Origin of the sequence: Pseudomonas sp. RIT-PI-AD (assembly GCF_025642785.1) — a bacterium.
Taxonomy (GTDB): Bacteria; Pseudomonadota; Gammaproteobacteria; order Pseudomonadales; family Pseudomonadaceae; genus Pseudomonas_T.
Window position 1 is genome coordinate 96,128 of sequence record NZ_JANZKU010000016.1, and the last position, 15,484, is coordinate 111,611.

The following is a 15,484-nucleotide window of genomic DNA, read 5'->3' on the forward strand; positions in this document are numbered from 1 at the left end:
TAGGACTCAAAACCTATGGCAATGCACGTTAGCAACTCCGACGACATCGGCGACGATGACAAAATTCTTCGTTTGCGCGATGTTGAGGCAATCGTCGGCCTGAAACGCTCGACGATCTATCGCAAAATATCCGAGGGCCTTTTCCCGCGACAGCGCCTTTTGTGCGGCTCCAGCGTCGGCTGGAAAAACAGCGAAGTCCAAGCTTGGATTCGTCAAAGGGAGGCGCTGTAATGCAGCGCCAAACACCTCAACAACCGGGCTGGATGGTGGAACTCACAGCAGCGGTCGATATTCCAGCGGAAAAAATCCAATGGGTTTGGCCAGGCTGGCTGCCAAAGGCAAAGCTATCCATCCTTGCAGGCGCAGGTGGATGCGGCAAAACCACGCTGGCAATCTCGCTGGCCGCCACGCTCAGCAAGGGTGGTGACTGGCCAGATGGCAGCAAATGTGAGGCAGCAGGCAACATCGTAATCTGGAGTGGCGAGGATGGTATCGCTGACACGATCATTCCCCGCCTTACGGCTGCAGATGCAGACCTAACCCGCGTGCACATTATCGAGGGGCTCAGAGATCAACGTGGGAACAGACGACAGTTTGATCCTGCAGCCAACTTCTCCCTTTTGGATGAAGCAGCCGCAAAAATTGACGGCGTTTCATTACTGATTTTCGACCCACTGATCAATCTCATTCGTGGGGACATGCACCGGGCAAACGAAGTTCGACAGGGGCTACAAATGGTAGTGGATTTCGCAGAGCAGCATTGTTGCGCTGTCCTCGGCATATCGCACCTGAGCAAAGGTACATCCCAGTCCTCCGTAGCTGATCGCGTAATTGGCAGTCAGGCATTCTCAGCACTTGCTCGCACGGTACTGGTGGCTGGGAAAGCTCATAACTCCGAAGCGCGAGTGCTTGTTCGACCGAAATCCAACGTCTCGATTGATAGTGGGGGGATAGAGTACTTCGTTGAGCCTGTAGTGATAAACGAGCAGTTGGAAACAACCTGCATCCGGTGGGGAGAGGCCGTCGAAGGTAGTGCTGAAACTATTTTGACGGATATCGAGCGAGCGGACGAACGACCAGCGTCAGCTACTCAAGAGGCCTGCAGCTTTCTTAAAGAGACGTTGCAAGCTGGGCCTGTTGCAAGCAATGATTTGATAGCTCTAGCTGAAGAGCGTTGCATTTCTTCGGCGTCACTTCGCAGGGCCCAGAAACAGCTAGGTATACGTTCACACAAAACAGGAATGCAGGGCGGATGGGCATGGGAGCTTCCCACCGCTCCCTGAAGGCGCTCAACGCACGCCGAAGGTGCTCAATGTTTGTGTTGAGCACCTTCGTTTTTTATTGAACGCCTTCGCCTCGCGAGAGAATCTGCATGACTGATCACGCAGATAAAATTCCGAAATGATTGGCTGATCGCCAGTCGCACAGGTCGACCACGACTACTTCCCAATGAAATAAAGATTGCCGTTCTTGTTGTAAATCGCGGCAGGTCGGAAGTCCTTTGGCCAATTCCGGCCAGGATAGTATGCATACATCCATTCGGGTAGGTGACGAGCAATACCCGCCAGCGCATCCATGCCGTCCTTATCAGCTCTGCTAGCGTCAGCAAATAGTTCGCCTGAAGGATCGGTCAGGAAAATCGGGCCGTAGGCTTTCTCGGCCGAAATGAATGCCGGCGCAGCGCTCGCCGGAGCGTCGAACGGCGCGGGGTTCCCAGCAGCCAAATCTGCAAGCCTGTCGTATTTCTTACCTGAGCCGTCAGCGTACTTAGCAGGCTCATGGCGCAACGTTGAGATTGTTCCACCGAAGTATTTCTCTCTCGCCTCAAGCCAAGCCGACCTGACCAACGCAGATGCCTCCTTTGGGTTAGACGCCAGCTCCTCAGGCACCCACGCAGCAACCTGGTAGTGATAGACAGGGCCAGCACTACCACCACCCAACAAGAACAACCCGACTCCAAGAGAGGCTGCTCCTGCGCTGCTAAAACCAGTTGGAGGTGACACGTATCCCAAACCTGCCGTCGCTAGACCTCCAGAGCCTCCTGAAGACCGCGGCGCGCTCAGGTTATCTACTTCATTCCCAACCATTTCCCTTGGAATATCGCGCTGACCATAGATGCGCATGGCTTCCAGAACCAGCATGGCATCGGACCATTTCTCGCGAGGAACATCTTTAGGTTCTGGCAACGTGACCTTCGGGGTACTGGAACAACCAACCAGCGCAACCAACAGCAAGGTACCAACGCATCCCTTCACAGAAAAAAGCACCGACATGAAAACTCCCTATTTATTCAGTGGTAGTCCGGCACACGTAGTACGCCGGGGACATCCTTCACTTGCCTGCCAGGTCGTAGTGCCCAAAGTTATCTGGGCAACTCAGCGGAAAATACCACCACCACTTAAACGACTGCAGATGATTTCGGCGAACCGACGTAGCGATAAAGCGTTGTTCGAGAAACACCATACCGTCGTGCAACATCGGTTACCTGTATCTCAGGATCTCTGAGAAGGGCCCGTATCTCACGTACCTGACGATCATCCAGCGCAGGCTTGCGCCCCCCCTTCCGCCCACGAGCTCGAGCCGCAGCCAGCCCTGCGCGGGTACGCTCTCGAATAAGGTTGCGCTCGAACTCTGCCAAGGCTGCAAACACGTGAAAGATCAGCTTGCCGGCAGCACTGCTGGTTTCGATTCGTTCGGTTATGGATTCGAAGGCCACCCCTTCCCGCTCCAAGCTACTGACAATCCCAACCAAGTCAGGCAAAGATCGACCGAGACGGTCCAGTCGCCAGACAACCAGAGTGTCACCGTTACGCAGAGCTTTGATGCAATGCCCCAGCTCCGGCCTGTCCGCTGACTTGCCGCTCATTGTCTCTTCGTAAACTACGGAGCACCCAGCCAGGGCAAGTGCATCTCGCTGCAGGTCGAGATTCTGATCATCAGTCGAAACTCGGGCGTACCCAATCCGCTTTCCCATACGTTTTTCTCACACTGATTTCGGTACGAGAAAAGTGACAGGAAAGCGGTAAATCCCAAGTCCAAAGGATCATCTGGAATAGGTGTGCCATAAACGACCGTTTACGGGACGGATGCGCTCGTCAATTTCAGGCGCTGAAAGCGACCGAAAACGAGCCCCAGAATATTTTTCCTCGCTCAACATTTCCTTCAGCAGCTCAGCACCTGAGCTGAATGGAGGAATGACCATGAAGAAGAGTTTCCACGCACATTTTGATCGGGACTTGACCAAGGCAGGTTCGGCAATTCTCAGGGAGGCAGTCCGGCGCGGGCTTCTCAGTCAGCACGAGGCCATGATCCACGACCAGCAATGGGCACAGTTTAGTATTTACGCCAAGGAGTCTCATGAGGTGGATATCTTAGAACTCGTCAATAAAAAACTGGTGCGGCAATACGGCGAAGCACTTTGTACGCAGGTGTACCAAGGGAATCTCTCGGAGCAAGGCGCGGTGAGTCTTCTTGAGACCGTGAGTTCAGTTATGGACCTCGCGACCAGGGGTGACTGGAAAGTCGTGATGCCTGATATTGGCTTTCCTGGCCATGCACGGATTACGGCCCCACACAGCCTTGATCAAGCGAAGTTCGAAGCCGCAGTGGAAGACGTTCAGGCTCGCCTATCAGAGCATCTGGCGGTGGCGTTGATGTTAGTGCGGTACCTCGGCATCTCACTACGTGAAACAGTTTTCTTCGACGCCCAAGCGGCCCTAGAAGCAGCCAAGAGGGATGGATGTATTTCCCTGGAAAGCGGCAAAGAAGGGCCGTATACACAGAGGATAATTAACATCTCGATGCCAAAGCAGATCGCCGTTCTGGAGACGGTATCCGCCGTCCAAGATGTTCATCGCTATCCACAATCAGAGCAGACATGGCGGCTCTGGAAGCAGAACAGCTTACCTGCTGCCAAAGAGATTTTACTTTTTCATGGGCTTAGCTTCTGTGATTGCCGAGCAGCGTTTGCATGTGAGCTTTACAAGCAATGGTCCGGTCATGAAGCCCCGATTATTGGAGGGAGCGCTCCTAATATCGAGGATCTAGAGGCGCGGGATCACGTCGCCTACGAGCTCGGGAGTTTGCGTATCTGGGAAACTGATGCGTACGTCGGTGCCCGAGCCAACCTGAGGAAGGAAGTCGCCAGTACCGGTTGCTAAACCATCACACAGCAGGTTTGGGATTAGATCAGACGCCCTTAAGTTTGGCAGACCTCGAATCAAAGGAGTCAGGCTATGGATCGTTTTGAGCTGCTTGTATATGCCGTGCTTGCCGTCGTCAGTGCGCTGACCATCGCAGGCGCTATTGGCTACATGGTCGCAGCGCGTCTGGACAAAAAGCGTGGCGACGACTGAGTCTTCAGCGGTGCGGCCAGCTACCTGCAAAAAACTGCCCGCTGCCCCCTTGGCAGCGGGCACTTAACCAAATCCATTGGCAAGGCACCCTACCGCTGCGATACGCAGTATTTCCCCAAGCCTATGAGGTCATGGGATGACTTCGGAAGGGCTGTCAATTTCCGCGCCATAGCGAAAGCGACCGGAGCGCCGAAGCGTTTAGTTCAGCGACATGCACACCCGCCATTTGGCGAGCTAGCTTGCCCAGCACGCTAAAACTCGTGCGCCTCGTGCGCCGAATCGATGGCAACATCTGATCTTGGGTTTTCGTGAAGCTACCGGAGAGTCTAGCGACCTCATCTATCCGGAGCACAAGCATGGAATTTCGTCACCTCCGTAACGGGCAATACTTCCCACCTATTGCACCAAACGGTCGGATTTATGCTGTACCTCTTGGGCAGGAAACCCAGGTAGAAATTTTCTGCCTGACCCCAGTAGGCATCATGGGCACGGGCATCCAATCGCACTGGTCAGAAATCGTTGGTTGTTACTACGACGACGAATCATGGGAAATCATCCCGCGCATTACTCGGGACGAGGAATGCGCTTCCGCAGAGGCCTATCCTGCATCATGGTGATCGCAGGCAACGAGACCTTCACGACACACATCCAGGGCTACCCCATCCCCATGTGCGTAATGAACCGCATTTCATTCGAACAGCAGCGAGGCATTGAGGGATAGAGCGTTACCGTCACAACCCGCTACGCGACACGGGTACCAGCTAGGCCGGCACCTACCAAAGATTATTTTATGAAAGTGAAGCCTTTCACTACTAATACCGATCACAGTTAGCCGACTGACTTGGTCGTAAGCGTCATTGCTAATAGCAAATACGGCCTGCGCGCCCCGCGTGCACGGGCGTGCTGGCTGACAGCGAGTAGATTTAGCGTATTACACTGCTTATAGCCCGCACCCGACGTCTGTCCTGACCAAGCGCAGCAACATGTCTCGCAGGAGTTCACTGCTGATACGAGAAAGCCCCGTCAGACTAAGCTGCACGGGGCTTTCGGGTATTGAAGTCGGTTCAGATCCGTTTTGCACTGCTTATAGTGTGCTCAGCCTCTACTCCTCCGAGCAGAGGTCGCCATGATCAAGCGCTTGATATCTAGACAGCTTTTTCTCATAGGCGACCAACGTCCGACGCAGCTGACGATTCTCACTGGCGATGCTGCGAATCTCAGCCAGACGCTCCTCAACCTGTAAAACGAGGACACGGTAAGGGGATTTAACAAACTCAAATGAGGAAGCAGGGTATTTGTGTTTACCGTTGCCTTTGGGAATAGTCAGGGGCGCAAACTTGTTTTTTTGCCCTTGCAGTGGCACCAGTTTGCACCAATAGATAGAGTAGGCATTCGGGCTGGTTTGCTTGATTGAAACGGCAGCCACGACAGATTTAACCCCAGTCTTTTTGTATATCTTCATGGACGCATCCATATAGCTTGCGGCCAGGCATCTCGCGCCCGCAAGCAACTGCTCGTACTGCTGATCCAGCAGGGTGACTATCGTCTGTGCTTCTTTACTCATGGCCAAGGCTCTCTTCGCTGTAAGAGCCAAAATGGTGACCGATCGCTGAGCCCACGGAATTCGATTTCAGACCGTTCTACCGTCGGAAATCTAGCGAAAGTGGGTGGACTGGCTCACGCTGTCATCCTACCTAGCGTCAGATGATCGACGGATGACGACATGTCAGTCGCAGAAAAACATAACGTGCAAAGGATGCACAACAGATGACGACGGCAGCCTTTACCCCGAGCGGAGCAAGATCAACATGTTAAAAGCAGATGATAGCGAGCAGGCATGTATACCTGCCGAGCTGCAACTGGCCGATTTCTGCCAGTTGCGACAGGCAGAAATCGGCCAAAAGCAGCCAGTCGAAACCGTCTAGGACATCAGGGCCATTGAATGATACGTTGTTCGTCAGTCATCTCGCTTGTCTTTGATTCTGGCTACCGGCTTGAAGCCAATTCATTTGGCGTGCATCCCATACAGCGTCTGGATCGCCTGAGGATGGGGCAGATTTTCGAGGTCTGGCAGTTTGATATCAAACTGGTGTAAGTTCGATGCCAAATGCACGAGAGCTGCTAAAGGGACTTTCATGAAAATCGTCAACCATGGCTTGGGTATCCACGAACGTGAAGTCCCAGGGATCGACTACTTCCAAAAGAATCTCCCCGAAGATTGGGTTGGCCACACCAATCTGGACTTGTCGCTTCCTCAGGGGCCGCGTGAAATCGACGTAATCCTCTTTGCCAATGATCGTATTTACCTTGTTGACCTTAAAGATGGTCATGGGCGTTACGAAAGCAAAAATGGCGATTGGTTTCTCAACGGAAAGCCTCAAGAAGGGCGATCCCCAGTAAAGAAAATCCTCGAAACAGCAAGGCAGGTGATGATTCTTCTTCGCGAGCATTTGGCTGAATTGGCTAAGCGCACGGGACATCCAAAACTTCCGACCCCACGCATCGAAGGCGTAGTTGTTTTGACCGGAAGCTCTGACCTCAGCGGCATTGCTCCAACTGAAAACTGTCAGGTTTTTACGCTAAAAAATTTCGTGGACACGGTCACTGATACCCGAAAGCGTCTTGCTCGCTTCGCTGCAGTCAACTCTGACTTCGTTTCGCGACCAGTGAATTCGACCGAATGGAAGCCGCGACTGGAGAGGTTCTTTAATGTAAGAGATGGACTCTTTAAAGAAGGGATGCGCCACTATGGGGGCTATGTCGTCATCGGGTCTGGCGAGTCTGTGTATGAGCATGAAAAGGGAATTTATAAGGAGTTCAACGTTCAAGATGACTCCGCCGCTCAAGCAGTAGGCCTCCTTCGCCGGTGGGATTTTAGCAAGGCAGATACGCGATTTCAGACAGAAAAGGGACGCGCGGAAATTGCAGGACGCGAGCGCAAAGTAATTGCGTGGCTAAACGATCGTAGTACTGCCACTGAGCAGACTGTTCTACAGGTTAAAGCCTTCGACCTAGAGGCAGGTGTCGACAACTGGGAGGTCTACGAGCGTCGTCGCAATATGAGGCGTCTGTCGGACTTCGCAATCAGCGAACTGCCATTTCTTCGGCCAAAGGAGCGGCTTGAGTTAGTACGACAGATGCTCTCTCAAGCCAAAACGCTCCACTCCTATGACGCTGCGCATCTGGACCTTGGGCCGCACAGCGTTTGGGTAGACGCACCTTCCGTCGTACGCTTTTCTCACTTGATGTCAGCCCGGTATCCGGAAGCCAATTCGCTACGTGAATCCAGGTACCAGTTTCTTTCCAGTGTGCAAACACCCGAAGAGGCCCTTGATGTGACATCTAGCGCACCACAGAAGGATGTTTACCATCTAGGGTGTTTGATGCACCTTTTCCTTTACGAGCGCCTTCCACAGTCAGTCAAAAATGAACCGCCTGAATGGAACTCTGATGTAGATCCTGATGGCACGTATCAACTGGTTTACGAGGTCTTGGAGCGCTCGCTATCCTGGGAGGCCTCGGAGCGTTTTGAGAATGCCTCACAGATGCTAGATCGCTTCAATTCGCTCTTGAGCAATCAGGTGAACGGAGCTGCCGTTTTGAAGCGACTCGAGCGCTTCAAAACTGTGGACGGGCAGATGGAGCTTTCTCTGGAGTATCCGTTCAAGGAGGCGCTGAAGAAAGACAATTATGTGCTCATGTGGTTGTCGGAAAAAGCTGGCGAACGCCTGGTTGTGAAGCTCTGGAAAAGAACCTCATGGAGCGATGGAGATTCAGACTACCCTCGGATACTGGACTTTCTGGAGAAAGCACAAGAACTTTCCTATTCACCTCCGCCTTCATGCGTTCCGATCAAGAGCGCTATTTGGCTTGGCGATGGGATCGTCATTACTCAAGTGCATGTTGACGGGCCGAATCTGGCTGAACATGCGTTGATGCGAGATCGAGCAGGACTTTGCACTCACTCTGTTCTTTCGTTTTTGCTGGCTCTTGTACGTAGCATTATGGGAATGCATGACTCGGGTGCTGCTCATGGAGATCTGAAACCCAGCAACGTCCTTGTCACTGATGAACCCTTTACCCCTCATTTCATTGACTACCACGATTTCTCATGTGCGGCCGATGGAGAGGTTCAGACGTCATCATATTCGCCTGTTAAAGGCGGGCGGTTTGAGCGTGACCGTTTTGCTGTAACGGTGATGTGTGAAGAAATTCTGGATGGTTTGGACATTACATCAGAGGACCTGCAGCGCATTGTGACAGCCATTCAGGTGTGTCAGGGTAAGTCGCCTGAGAACGCGACCCTGCACCCTCTCGCCGATGCTCTGGCAAAGGTGCTTGCACCTGAACCTCCAAAAGTGATCCGGCATTTATCCATTGGCCTGCCAAGCGCTGAGACCGGCGAACTGCTCTCTGATGAAGGAGTGTTTGGCTACGGATTCGACCGGGGACAATTCTTCATTCGTGGTGCCACTCAGGCAATTTTCTTCAGAACGAAGGGAAGCCAGATCAAATTTGCTCGGATTTCTGCGACCTCTCATCTGACGAATAAGATTCTTTCACTACGCCAGCATGGATCGCTCCCCCTCGAGATTCAGGTTGTCGGAGGCGTCTCTAACTCCTTTGGCGACTTCCAGGCGCTGTTCCATGAAGAGCCTTTTGCAGCTCTACTTTCCGGTTCAGAGGTCGACGATGCAGCCGTTACCGAGAGATTAGATGAGGAGGATCAGGAGCAGCCAGAGGAGCTGCTAACTGAGGCAGAGACTGATGAGGACGCGATTACCGAGCTTGTAAACAGCCAAATTGAGCGCGCGTTCACCAGTGTCCCTGAGTTGTGGCGCAAGCTTGTCGATGTCGAGAAAGACCTAACCATTGAAGCCGTTGCGTTGGGAATCAGCAGCTTCCGAAAAGAAACAAAACTCCATGTCGTCCCAATCGTCCTTGAGTGCGGAACTTTCGACTTTGATCGGAGCGACCGAGTCTATGTTGAACGTTTGAGCAAGAGGGGGTGGAGGAGGATAGGCCTGCTTGACGTCAGTAGTTCTAACGACACAACAGTCTTCATTGACGCCGAGGGTTGGTTGTCCGCCAGCGGTAATCTTGTCGATTCGGACCAAAGGCTTCGCTTCCAGAGTCATATGGAGCAAGCCAATATAGACCGACGGGTATCTGCAGTTTCACGCATTCTGGAACGGCGGTCGGCGGTGAGGAACCTAATCGATTATTTCAATCCCGACAGCAATGCTCAGGTGAAATACGAACCCATTTATGTCGATGTTGAAGAGATTCGGACCCTGTATGGCTTTAACCAGAGTCAAGCAGAGGCATTCGCGGATCTTTTCAGGGTTCGCCCGCTCGGCCTTTTGCAAGGTCCGCCTGGGACAGGCAAAACTCTGTTCATTGGTGCGCTGATCCACTACGCCTTGACGAAGGGGTACGTGCGAAATGTCCTGCTCTCAAGTCAGTCACACGAAGCCGTGAATAACGCAGCTGAAGCCGTTTTGAAGCTATATCCGACGCCACTGGAAGCTCCGAGCATTATCCGCGTAGGCCATGAGCCAAACGTGTCGGAGCGTCTACTTCCATTCCACGTCGCGCGTGTGGAGCAACTCTACAAAGACAAATTCCAAGCGACACTAAAAGATCGATTACTCACATCAGCGAAGGCGATCGGAATTCCTCTGGAAGTGGCATCAACATTCACGCTGCTTGAAATCACCATACGGCCCGTTGTTGAACAGATAAATAGACTGGCCGAGGATAAAGAAGCTGACGGTGCAGTGGATCGAATCCATAGCCTTCTAGGGACTCTAGAAACGCTGAACATTGATTACGAACTCGGGCTTGAGATATCAGAAATGAGGGATCTTCCCTATTCGGATCTACTTGACCGTTTCTTCCACACAGTAGCGGGCAGGAATAAGTGTTCACTGGACAACGTGGCAAAATTTCGAGCTGTGGCCAGATTGACACGAGATATTATCGGGAGTGTCTCCACTACCGAGCGTAGTTTCGAGACTTTCCTCGCCGGCACCAGGCAGATCGTTGCTGGCACTTGTGTCGGTCTCGGTCGCTCATCACTTGGGCTAACGTCCACTGTTTTCGACTTGGTTGTAATTGATGAAGCTGCCCGATCCACAGCAAGTGAGCTTGCTGTACCAATGCAAGCCGGTCGTTGGGTGGTGCTTGTCGGTGATCAGGAACAGCTCGAGCCGCGGTTCAAGGAAAATGTCGTCTCTACGGTTGTGGATGCCACCGGCTTTGCTGCCAACGAGATCGTGAAAAGCGACTTCGAACGAGTATTCGAGTCTCCTCTTGGTAAGCAGATAGGCAGGAGGATTACAACTCAATACCGCATGCTACCGCCAATTGGACGCGTGGTTTCCAGTGCGTTTTATGACGGCGACTTGGAACCAGGTCGCGAAACCCCCAAAATCAATCCTGAGGTATTCCCTGATAGTCTGAAACACCCACTAACTTGGGTTTACACGGATGAGCTCAAAAAGGAGTCCTACCAGAAGCCGGAAGTAGGTAAGTCTCGGAAGTCGCTTACGAACCCCAAAGAGATTGAGCTCATCATGGGGATGATCCTTGAATGGGACAAATGCATCAGGTTTGTTCAGTGGCTTGAAGGTCGAGAAAACCCCGATCACGCTATTGGCGTCATTTGTACCTATGGAGCTCAGGCGTCGGCTCTAAGGAATAAGCTTCGGGTTGCAGGCTTGAGTAATGTTATGCGGCATGCCATCAAAATCGACACAGTGGACAGCTATCAGGGAAAAGAGAACCTTGTCGTGATTCTATCTCTGGTTCGGAACAATGCGGATGGATCTCTGGTGGAGGGGGAGCCTTCCATCAGACCTGGCTTCATGGGAAGGCCCAACCGGATCAACGTTGCAGTTAGCCGGGCAATGGACAGGCTGATAATCGTTGGTGCCAAGCAACGTTGGGCGTCAGGTGGACCGATGGCAAACCTGATTGAAAAATTCAATGTAGAAGTTGAGACCGGTGGAGCAGTTTTTGTTGAAGCCGAACAGCTACTGGAGCAACAGCGGGCAGCTCTTGGGGCGTCAGCGCAATCGTTCAAGGCGAGAAAAGATAAGAGGGTGGTGTCATGATCGGAACTCTGACCCTTAATAGGATCGCCGAAACGCCCGATGACGAGGAAGTAGCAGATGTTGTCATCGGTGTTTATGACGCTCTGTTGCCGGGTAGGAACTACAAGATCGAGCACAAGGTCGCTGAAGTTGGCAAAGTATCCCTGACAACCGAATTTCTTGTGCGCCTGATCTACTCAGTTGACGGGATGCCTGAAGCTGAGGTTGCCAAGTTTTTCGATTTCTCCCCCCAGGAAATGACTTTCCTGCTTAACGATGCAGTCAGCCTTGGTTATGTGAGCCGAGACTCAGGCCGGCTTAGGATTACTCGTGCTGGTCGAGACCTATTCTTAACAGGGGGCGACGAACCGCAGATTTTTAATGTTGAGAAACGCACGTCGACAGTCGGTTTTGACCTCATTTCTTTTGCCCCACAACGCTGGGATAGGACCGAGGCGTTCGACCATTGCCTACACTCTCTCGAAATGGACACGGAAATGGTCAGTAACGCGAGTGGGAAGATACCTGGCTCATTCAAGCGCCATTTCACTGAGCTCAATACAAGGAAAGGGGCACGAGCGTATTTAAAGCGTTCGTTGTATTCGATTGACGCCGTAACACCTGCTGAGAAATTCTCGGCATTGGTGCCTGTGTTCGTGAAAGCTCCGAGAGCAACCCTTACCCAAGGGGCAGCAAATCTCCTTGAGTGGCGGCCAGAGGATGAGCTTGATGACCGGTCTGGGGTTGCCGCTGCAGTCGGGAACTTTGTAGATGATCTGCGGATCCAGGTAGCCGATACAGCGATTAATGAATACCGGTTGCTGATCGAACTCGCACCAGAATTCTTTCGCAGCTACACGGTAAAGAGTGAGTTTTCAGTTTTACGATACCAACGTTATGCCTTGGGTATGAAAGAGCACAGGTTTCATAAGCTTAGGAAAACCATACCAGTTATCGGCCCGTTCTTTTCGCCAATCAACTCAGGGGTTCTTGACCTAGCGGTGAACCAGGCAGTGAAGTACACGCCAGCGAGCTTTCTTCCTAGTAAAATCTACTGGAAAGCCCCTAGAAGACCATATTGGGGGACTACTTGGGTTCTACCCTCGATCCTGGAAAAGGTTCAAGAGCGGATTGTTGAAAAACTAGGTACCGAAGATCTCCCCCCCGAAACGGTATTGCTGCTTGAGAGTCATGCGCAGGGGCCGATCAAGGCTTTTACCAAGACGCAAATTTTCTCGAACGGAGGTCCGCCTGATTCGGTTGAGATATTCCTTGTACCTGGCGTAGCCGCTGGCGTCCTGATTCACTTGCCGGGGACTGCTACCTACGGCCATGCAGTTCCACTGGGTTTCATAAGTGTTGACCCGCATGTGGTTAGTCGGACGGAGGAATATCTCTCGCAGTTTGGAGAGATAGAAGTTCCGAAAGAGCGTGTTTCGGAAGAGGACATTGATCTTCCTGAAGAGTAAAAGCTGGGCTTGGCAGAGCTGGCCATGTGCTCGCCAAGCGTTATCATACTAGGTCGGTTGTGGTGTCATTTGTCGGCTCATGAATTGGTTGTAGCTATCAGTAAAACCTGATCTGAATTGGTCGGTGTACAGTGGGGTTGCTTCTCTGTTGAGCAGCTCAAGGTTTTCATAGTTAACCTCTGAGCGGAACACCGTCCCCTCGTAGAAGTTAAGCTGAGGGGTGGATGGTAAGCCTAGTCTGGGAGCGTTCAGAGTGAGCGGGCCCAATACTTTCGCAGCCTTGGCTGGATCATCAACGTTTCCTTTGAGAAACCGGTTAAGGCCAGAGATCATTAAGTCAGCTACCTGGAGTCCAAGTGTGTTTTAGAACCATCGAAATTTGAATCGTGATCTAGCAGTTTATGGAAGTCAAAACTCATCGTGGAGCTTGTAATCTCGGAATAGTCCATCCCGTAGATTTTCTTTCGCTCTGCCAGCTCCTCCTGACTCATTGGGGCAAATGGCGTCGATCCGCCATAGTTTTTGAGAAAATACCTGAAGTCACTCTTTGCAGTGATCGGGATGCCTCTGAGTTCTCTTTTGAAATTTGCCTGAACAAATGGAGGCATCAGCGCTAAATACAGGGTCTCGAATACCTTCATCTCCCGATTTTTTGATCGATGACCCACGAAAACCGGGAAAGCTCTTTGGGGGATCAATAACTGCTGTTGGTTACAGGATGTCAATAACGCGGTGGATATGGAATTATTGGCCGCTCCGAATATATAAGGAAGAATGCTGTTGTCTGCTACTAAGGATCTCATTTCCCTGCACTTGGATAAGGCAGCGGCGCAACTGCGTGCCGAGGCGCTTGAGCAAAACCGGGCCCTCCACCTGGAATTGCAAGAGCTCAAGTCGTCCAGCGCTCTTCTGCTCCACGAAGTCCAGAGCCAGATCGGCAATGCCGAGGCTAAGATCTCCGAGCGGGCCATTGAGAAGACACTGTCGATTCTTCATCACATCAAGCAGTGGATTCTCGCGGTCGGAACCTTCATCACCCTGGCATTGGCCGTGGGAGCATTCTTTGGCTACAAGAACCTTGCCGACAGTTTGACAAACACCTTCACGAACAAGGTTGATCGGTGGTTGCGCTTCGAGGACGGTGATAGCGATGAAAGCAAGACGCTTGATGCAATGCGCACCCAAGCGCTGCTGGACGCCTACATGGTGCGTTTCGCTCGTGAGCGTGTGGATGGGCGCAATGGTTCATTGTCTCTGACGGAAGCTGAGCGGCAGCGTCTACTCGCGATCCTTCAAGATCCCTCATCGGATGTCGGGCAGTTCTCCGACGCGTTGACCATCATTACCCGCAGTCGTGGGCTGTTCGCGCCGGCCTGGATGGAGGATCCAACCGGTAAAGCCCTTGCCCAACTGGTGAACGAGTCGTCTTTGAGCCAGCACAAGCGGGTGTTGCTGCTGGAGCGCCTGAAATTCGACCGTGCTTTCCTACCGTTCTCGCGCACCCTCGTCACTGATGCAGATAACGTTTGGTCTATGAAAATGCTGGCATTCGATAACCTCAAACTGTTCGAAGATCCTATGGCCTTGGAGTTCGCCCGAGCCAATGTGGGCAAGGTGGACCGTTATTATCGTTCCCAACTGGCGCTCTATATCGCGCAGGAGACAGGGTCTTACGTGGCGGTGAACGAATATGCACAGTTCCTGCGCCAGACAAAGCCAGAGCTGTGGCAGTCCGATCTTTTGGGACTAGTGGCAGGCCTGGGTGGAATCTTGCCAAGCAATGGTGAGTTGCCGCTGGAGGATATCAGCGCCCTGATCGCTGATAGTGTGCTGCTGGGGGCAGGCATTCGCCTGACTGATCTGTTAGGTTCCAGACGCTTGGCGCTTGAGCTGGATGGAGGCTACGCAGCGCTGGTTGAGCCCGGCCGCTGGCTCAATGAGCCAAGCGTGATTGGTGCGATTATCCGACATCGGCCACTTTCACCTGATTGGTTGGCCAGGGTGGTCTCGTTCTTCCAGGTCAATGACCAAGGTTACGAACTGGCGACGCTGCAACTAACGCTTCGAGACAAGGACCGCTTGCTGACGCAACAGGGTGCCGTCGGCGCCAGCGACGTGCGTGGCCAGGTGTGGTTGAGGGTTGAAACTGTTCCAGGGGGACATCAGCTTAGCGCGACCTGGCGCGATGCGAACACAGGGCGGATATCGGCAAGCGTGATCGAGTCACCGCAGCGCTTGCCAAACAGCCTTTTTCAACTGTCGTTTGATCCTCAGTTGTTGAAAAGCCTGACCTATCAAACGCGCGTCTATGAAGACTACCTATGATTTGAAGAGGCGCTCAGCCTTGCTTGGTCTAGGGGGTGTAGAAGTTACTCAGCGAGTATCGCCAGCTGGGCATTCCAGCCCGGCCACACCTTCGCAGGACAAGGCTTTCTGCAGGCTGCACTCTCCAGCATTCCAGCATTCCAGCATTCCAGCATTCCAGCATTCCAGCATTCCAGCATTCCAGCATTGCACGAGGCCAGATAGAAACCGGCGCGGCAACACGCTGAACATCGGCTAC

At 52.6% G+C, this 15,484-nt stretch carries 11 protein-coding genes; 8 read left to right on the top strand and 3 right to left on the bottom strand.

Annotation, left to right across the window (positions count from 1 at the left end; all coding sequences use genetic code 11):
* The first annotated feature begins 15 nt into the window (after positions 1 to 15).
* Both OGL92_RS14965 and OGL92_RS14970 read left to right on the top strand, forming a co-directional pair.
* Entirely contained in the window at positions 16 to 231 is a 216-nt protein-coding gene (locus tag OGL92_RS14965) for an AlpA family phage regulatory protein (protein ID WP_263144796.1), read from the top strand.
* Positions 231 to 1,283, top strand: coding sequence for an AAA family ATPase (locus OGL92_RS14970; protein ID WP_263144799.1), 1,053 nt, complete (start codon positions 231 to 233; stop codon positions 1,281 to 1,283). The genes OGL92_RS14965 and OGL92_RS14970 overlap by 1 nt, the downstream gene beginning before the upstream one ends.
* Positions 1,284 to 1,439: 156 nt before the next feature.
* Here the strand turns inward: OGL92_RS14970 and OGL92_RS14975 are convergent, their stop codons facing one another.
* Both OGL92_RS14975 and OGL92_RS14980 read right to left on the bottom strand, forming a co-directional pair.
* Positions 1,440 to 2,273 (bottom strand): hypothetical protein, encoded by an 834-nt coding sequence (locus OGL92_RS14975; RefSeq protein ID WP_263144802.1) that lies wholly within the window; start codon positions 2,271 to 2,273, stop codon positions 1,440 to 1,442.
* 125 nt (positions 2,274 to 2,398) lie between these two features.
* A complete protein-coding gene (locus OGL92_RS14980) occupies positions 2,399 to 2,974 on the bottom strand; it encodes a recombinase family protein (RefSeq protein ID WP_263144804.1) in 576 nt (191 codons plus the stop codon).
* A 226-nt stretch (positions 2,975 to 3,200) separates the two neighbouring features.
* On the opposite strand from OGL92_RS14980, the gene OGL92_RS14985 reads away from it, so the two are divergent.
* Complete coding sequence (locus OGL92_RS14985) at positions 3,201 to 4,160, top strand: integrase (protein ID WP_263144807.1); 960 nt, start codon at positions 3,201 to 3,203, stop codon at positions 4,158 to 4,160.
* Positions 4,161 to 4,711: 551 nt separating this feature from the next.
* A complete protein-coding gene (locus OGL92_RS14990) occupies positions 4,712 to 4,972 on the top strand; it encodes a hypothetical protein (RefSeq protein WP_263144810.1) in 261 nt (86 codons plus the stop codon).
* Positions 4,973 to 5,457: 485 nt separating this feature from the next.
* Here the strand turns inward: OGL92_RS14990 and mobI are convergent, their stop codons facing one another.
* On the bottom strand, positions 5,458 to 5,919 hold the full coding sequence (mobI, locus tag OGL92_RS14995; protein WP_263144811.1) for a conjugative transfer protein MobI(A/C): 462 nt from the start codon (positions 5,917 to 5,919) through the stop codon (positions 5,458 to 5,460).
* Positions 5,920 to 6,490: 571 nt separating this feature from the next.
* Between mobI and OGL92_RS15000 the strand changes: the two genes are divergently transcribed.
* The 4 genes from OGL92_RS15000 to OGL92_RS15015 all read left to right on the top strand — a co-directional run.
* Complete coding sequence (locus tag OGL92_RS15000; RefSeq protein ID WP_263144813.1) at positions 6,491 to 11,473, top strand: AAA domain-containing protein; 4,983 nt, start codon at positions 6,491 to 6,493, stop codon at positions 11,471 to 11,473.
* Entirely contained in the window at positions 11,470 to 12,921 is a 1,452-nt protein-coding gene (locus OGL92_RS15005; RefSeq protein ID WP_263144815.1) for a hypothetical protein, read from the top strand. Before OGL92_RS15000 ends, OGL92_RS15005 begins: the two co-directional genes overlap by 4 nt.
* Positions 12,922 to 13,701: 780 nt before the next feature.
* A complete protein-coding gene (locus tag OGL92_RS15010; RefSeq protein WP_263144817.1) occupies positions 13,702 to 15,246 on the top strand; it encodes a hypothetical protein in 1,545 nt (514 codons plus the stop codon).
* Positions 15,230 to 15,484: hypothetical protein (locus tag OGL92_RS15015; protein WP_263144820.1), on the top strand; the 255-nt coding region annotated here is incomplete at its 3' end. The genes OGL92_RS15010 and OGL92_RS15015, both read left to right, overlap by 17 nt.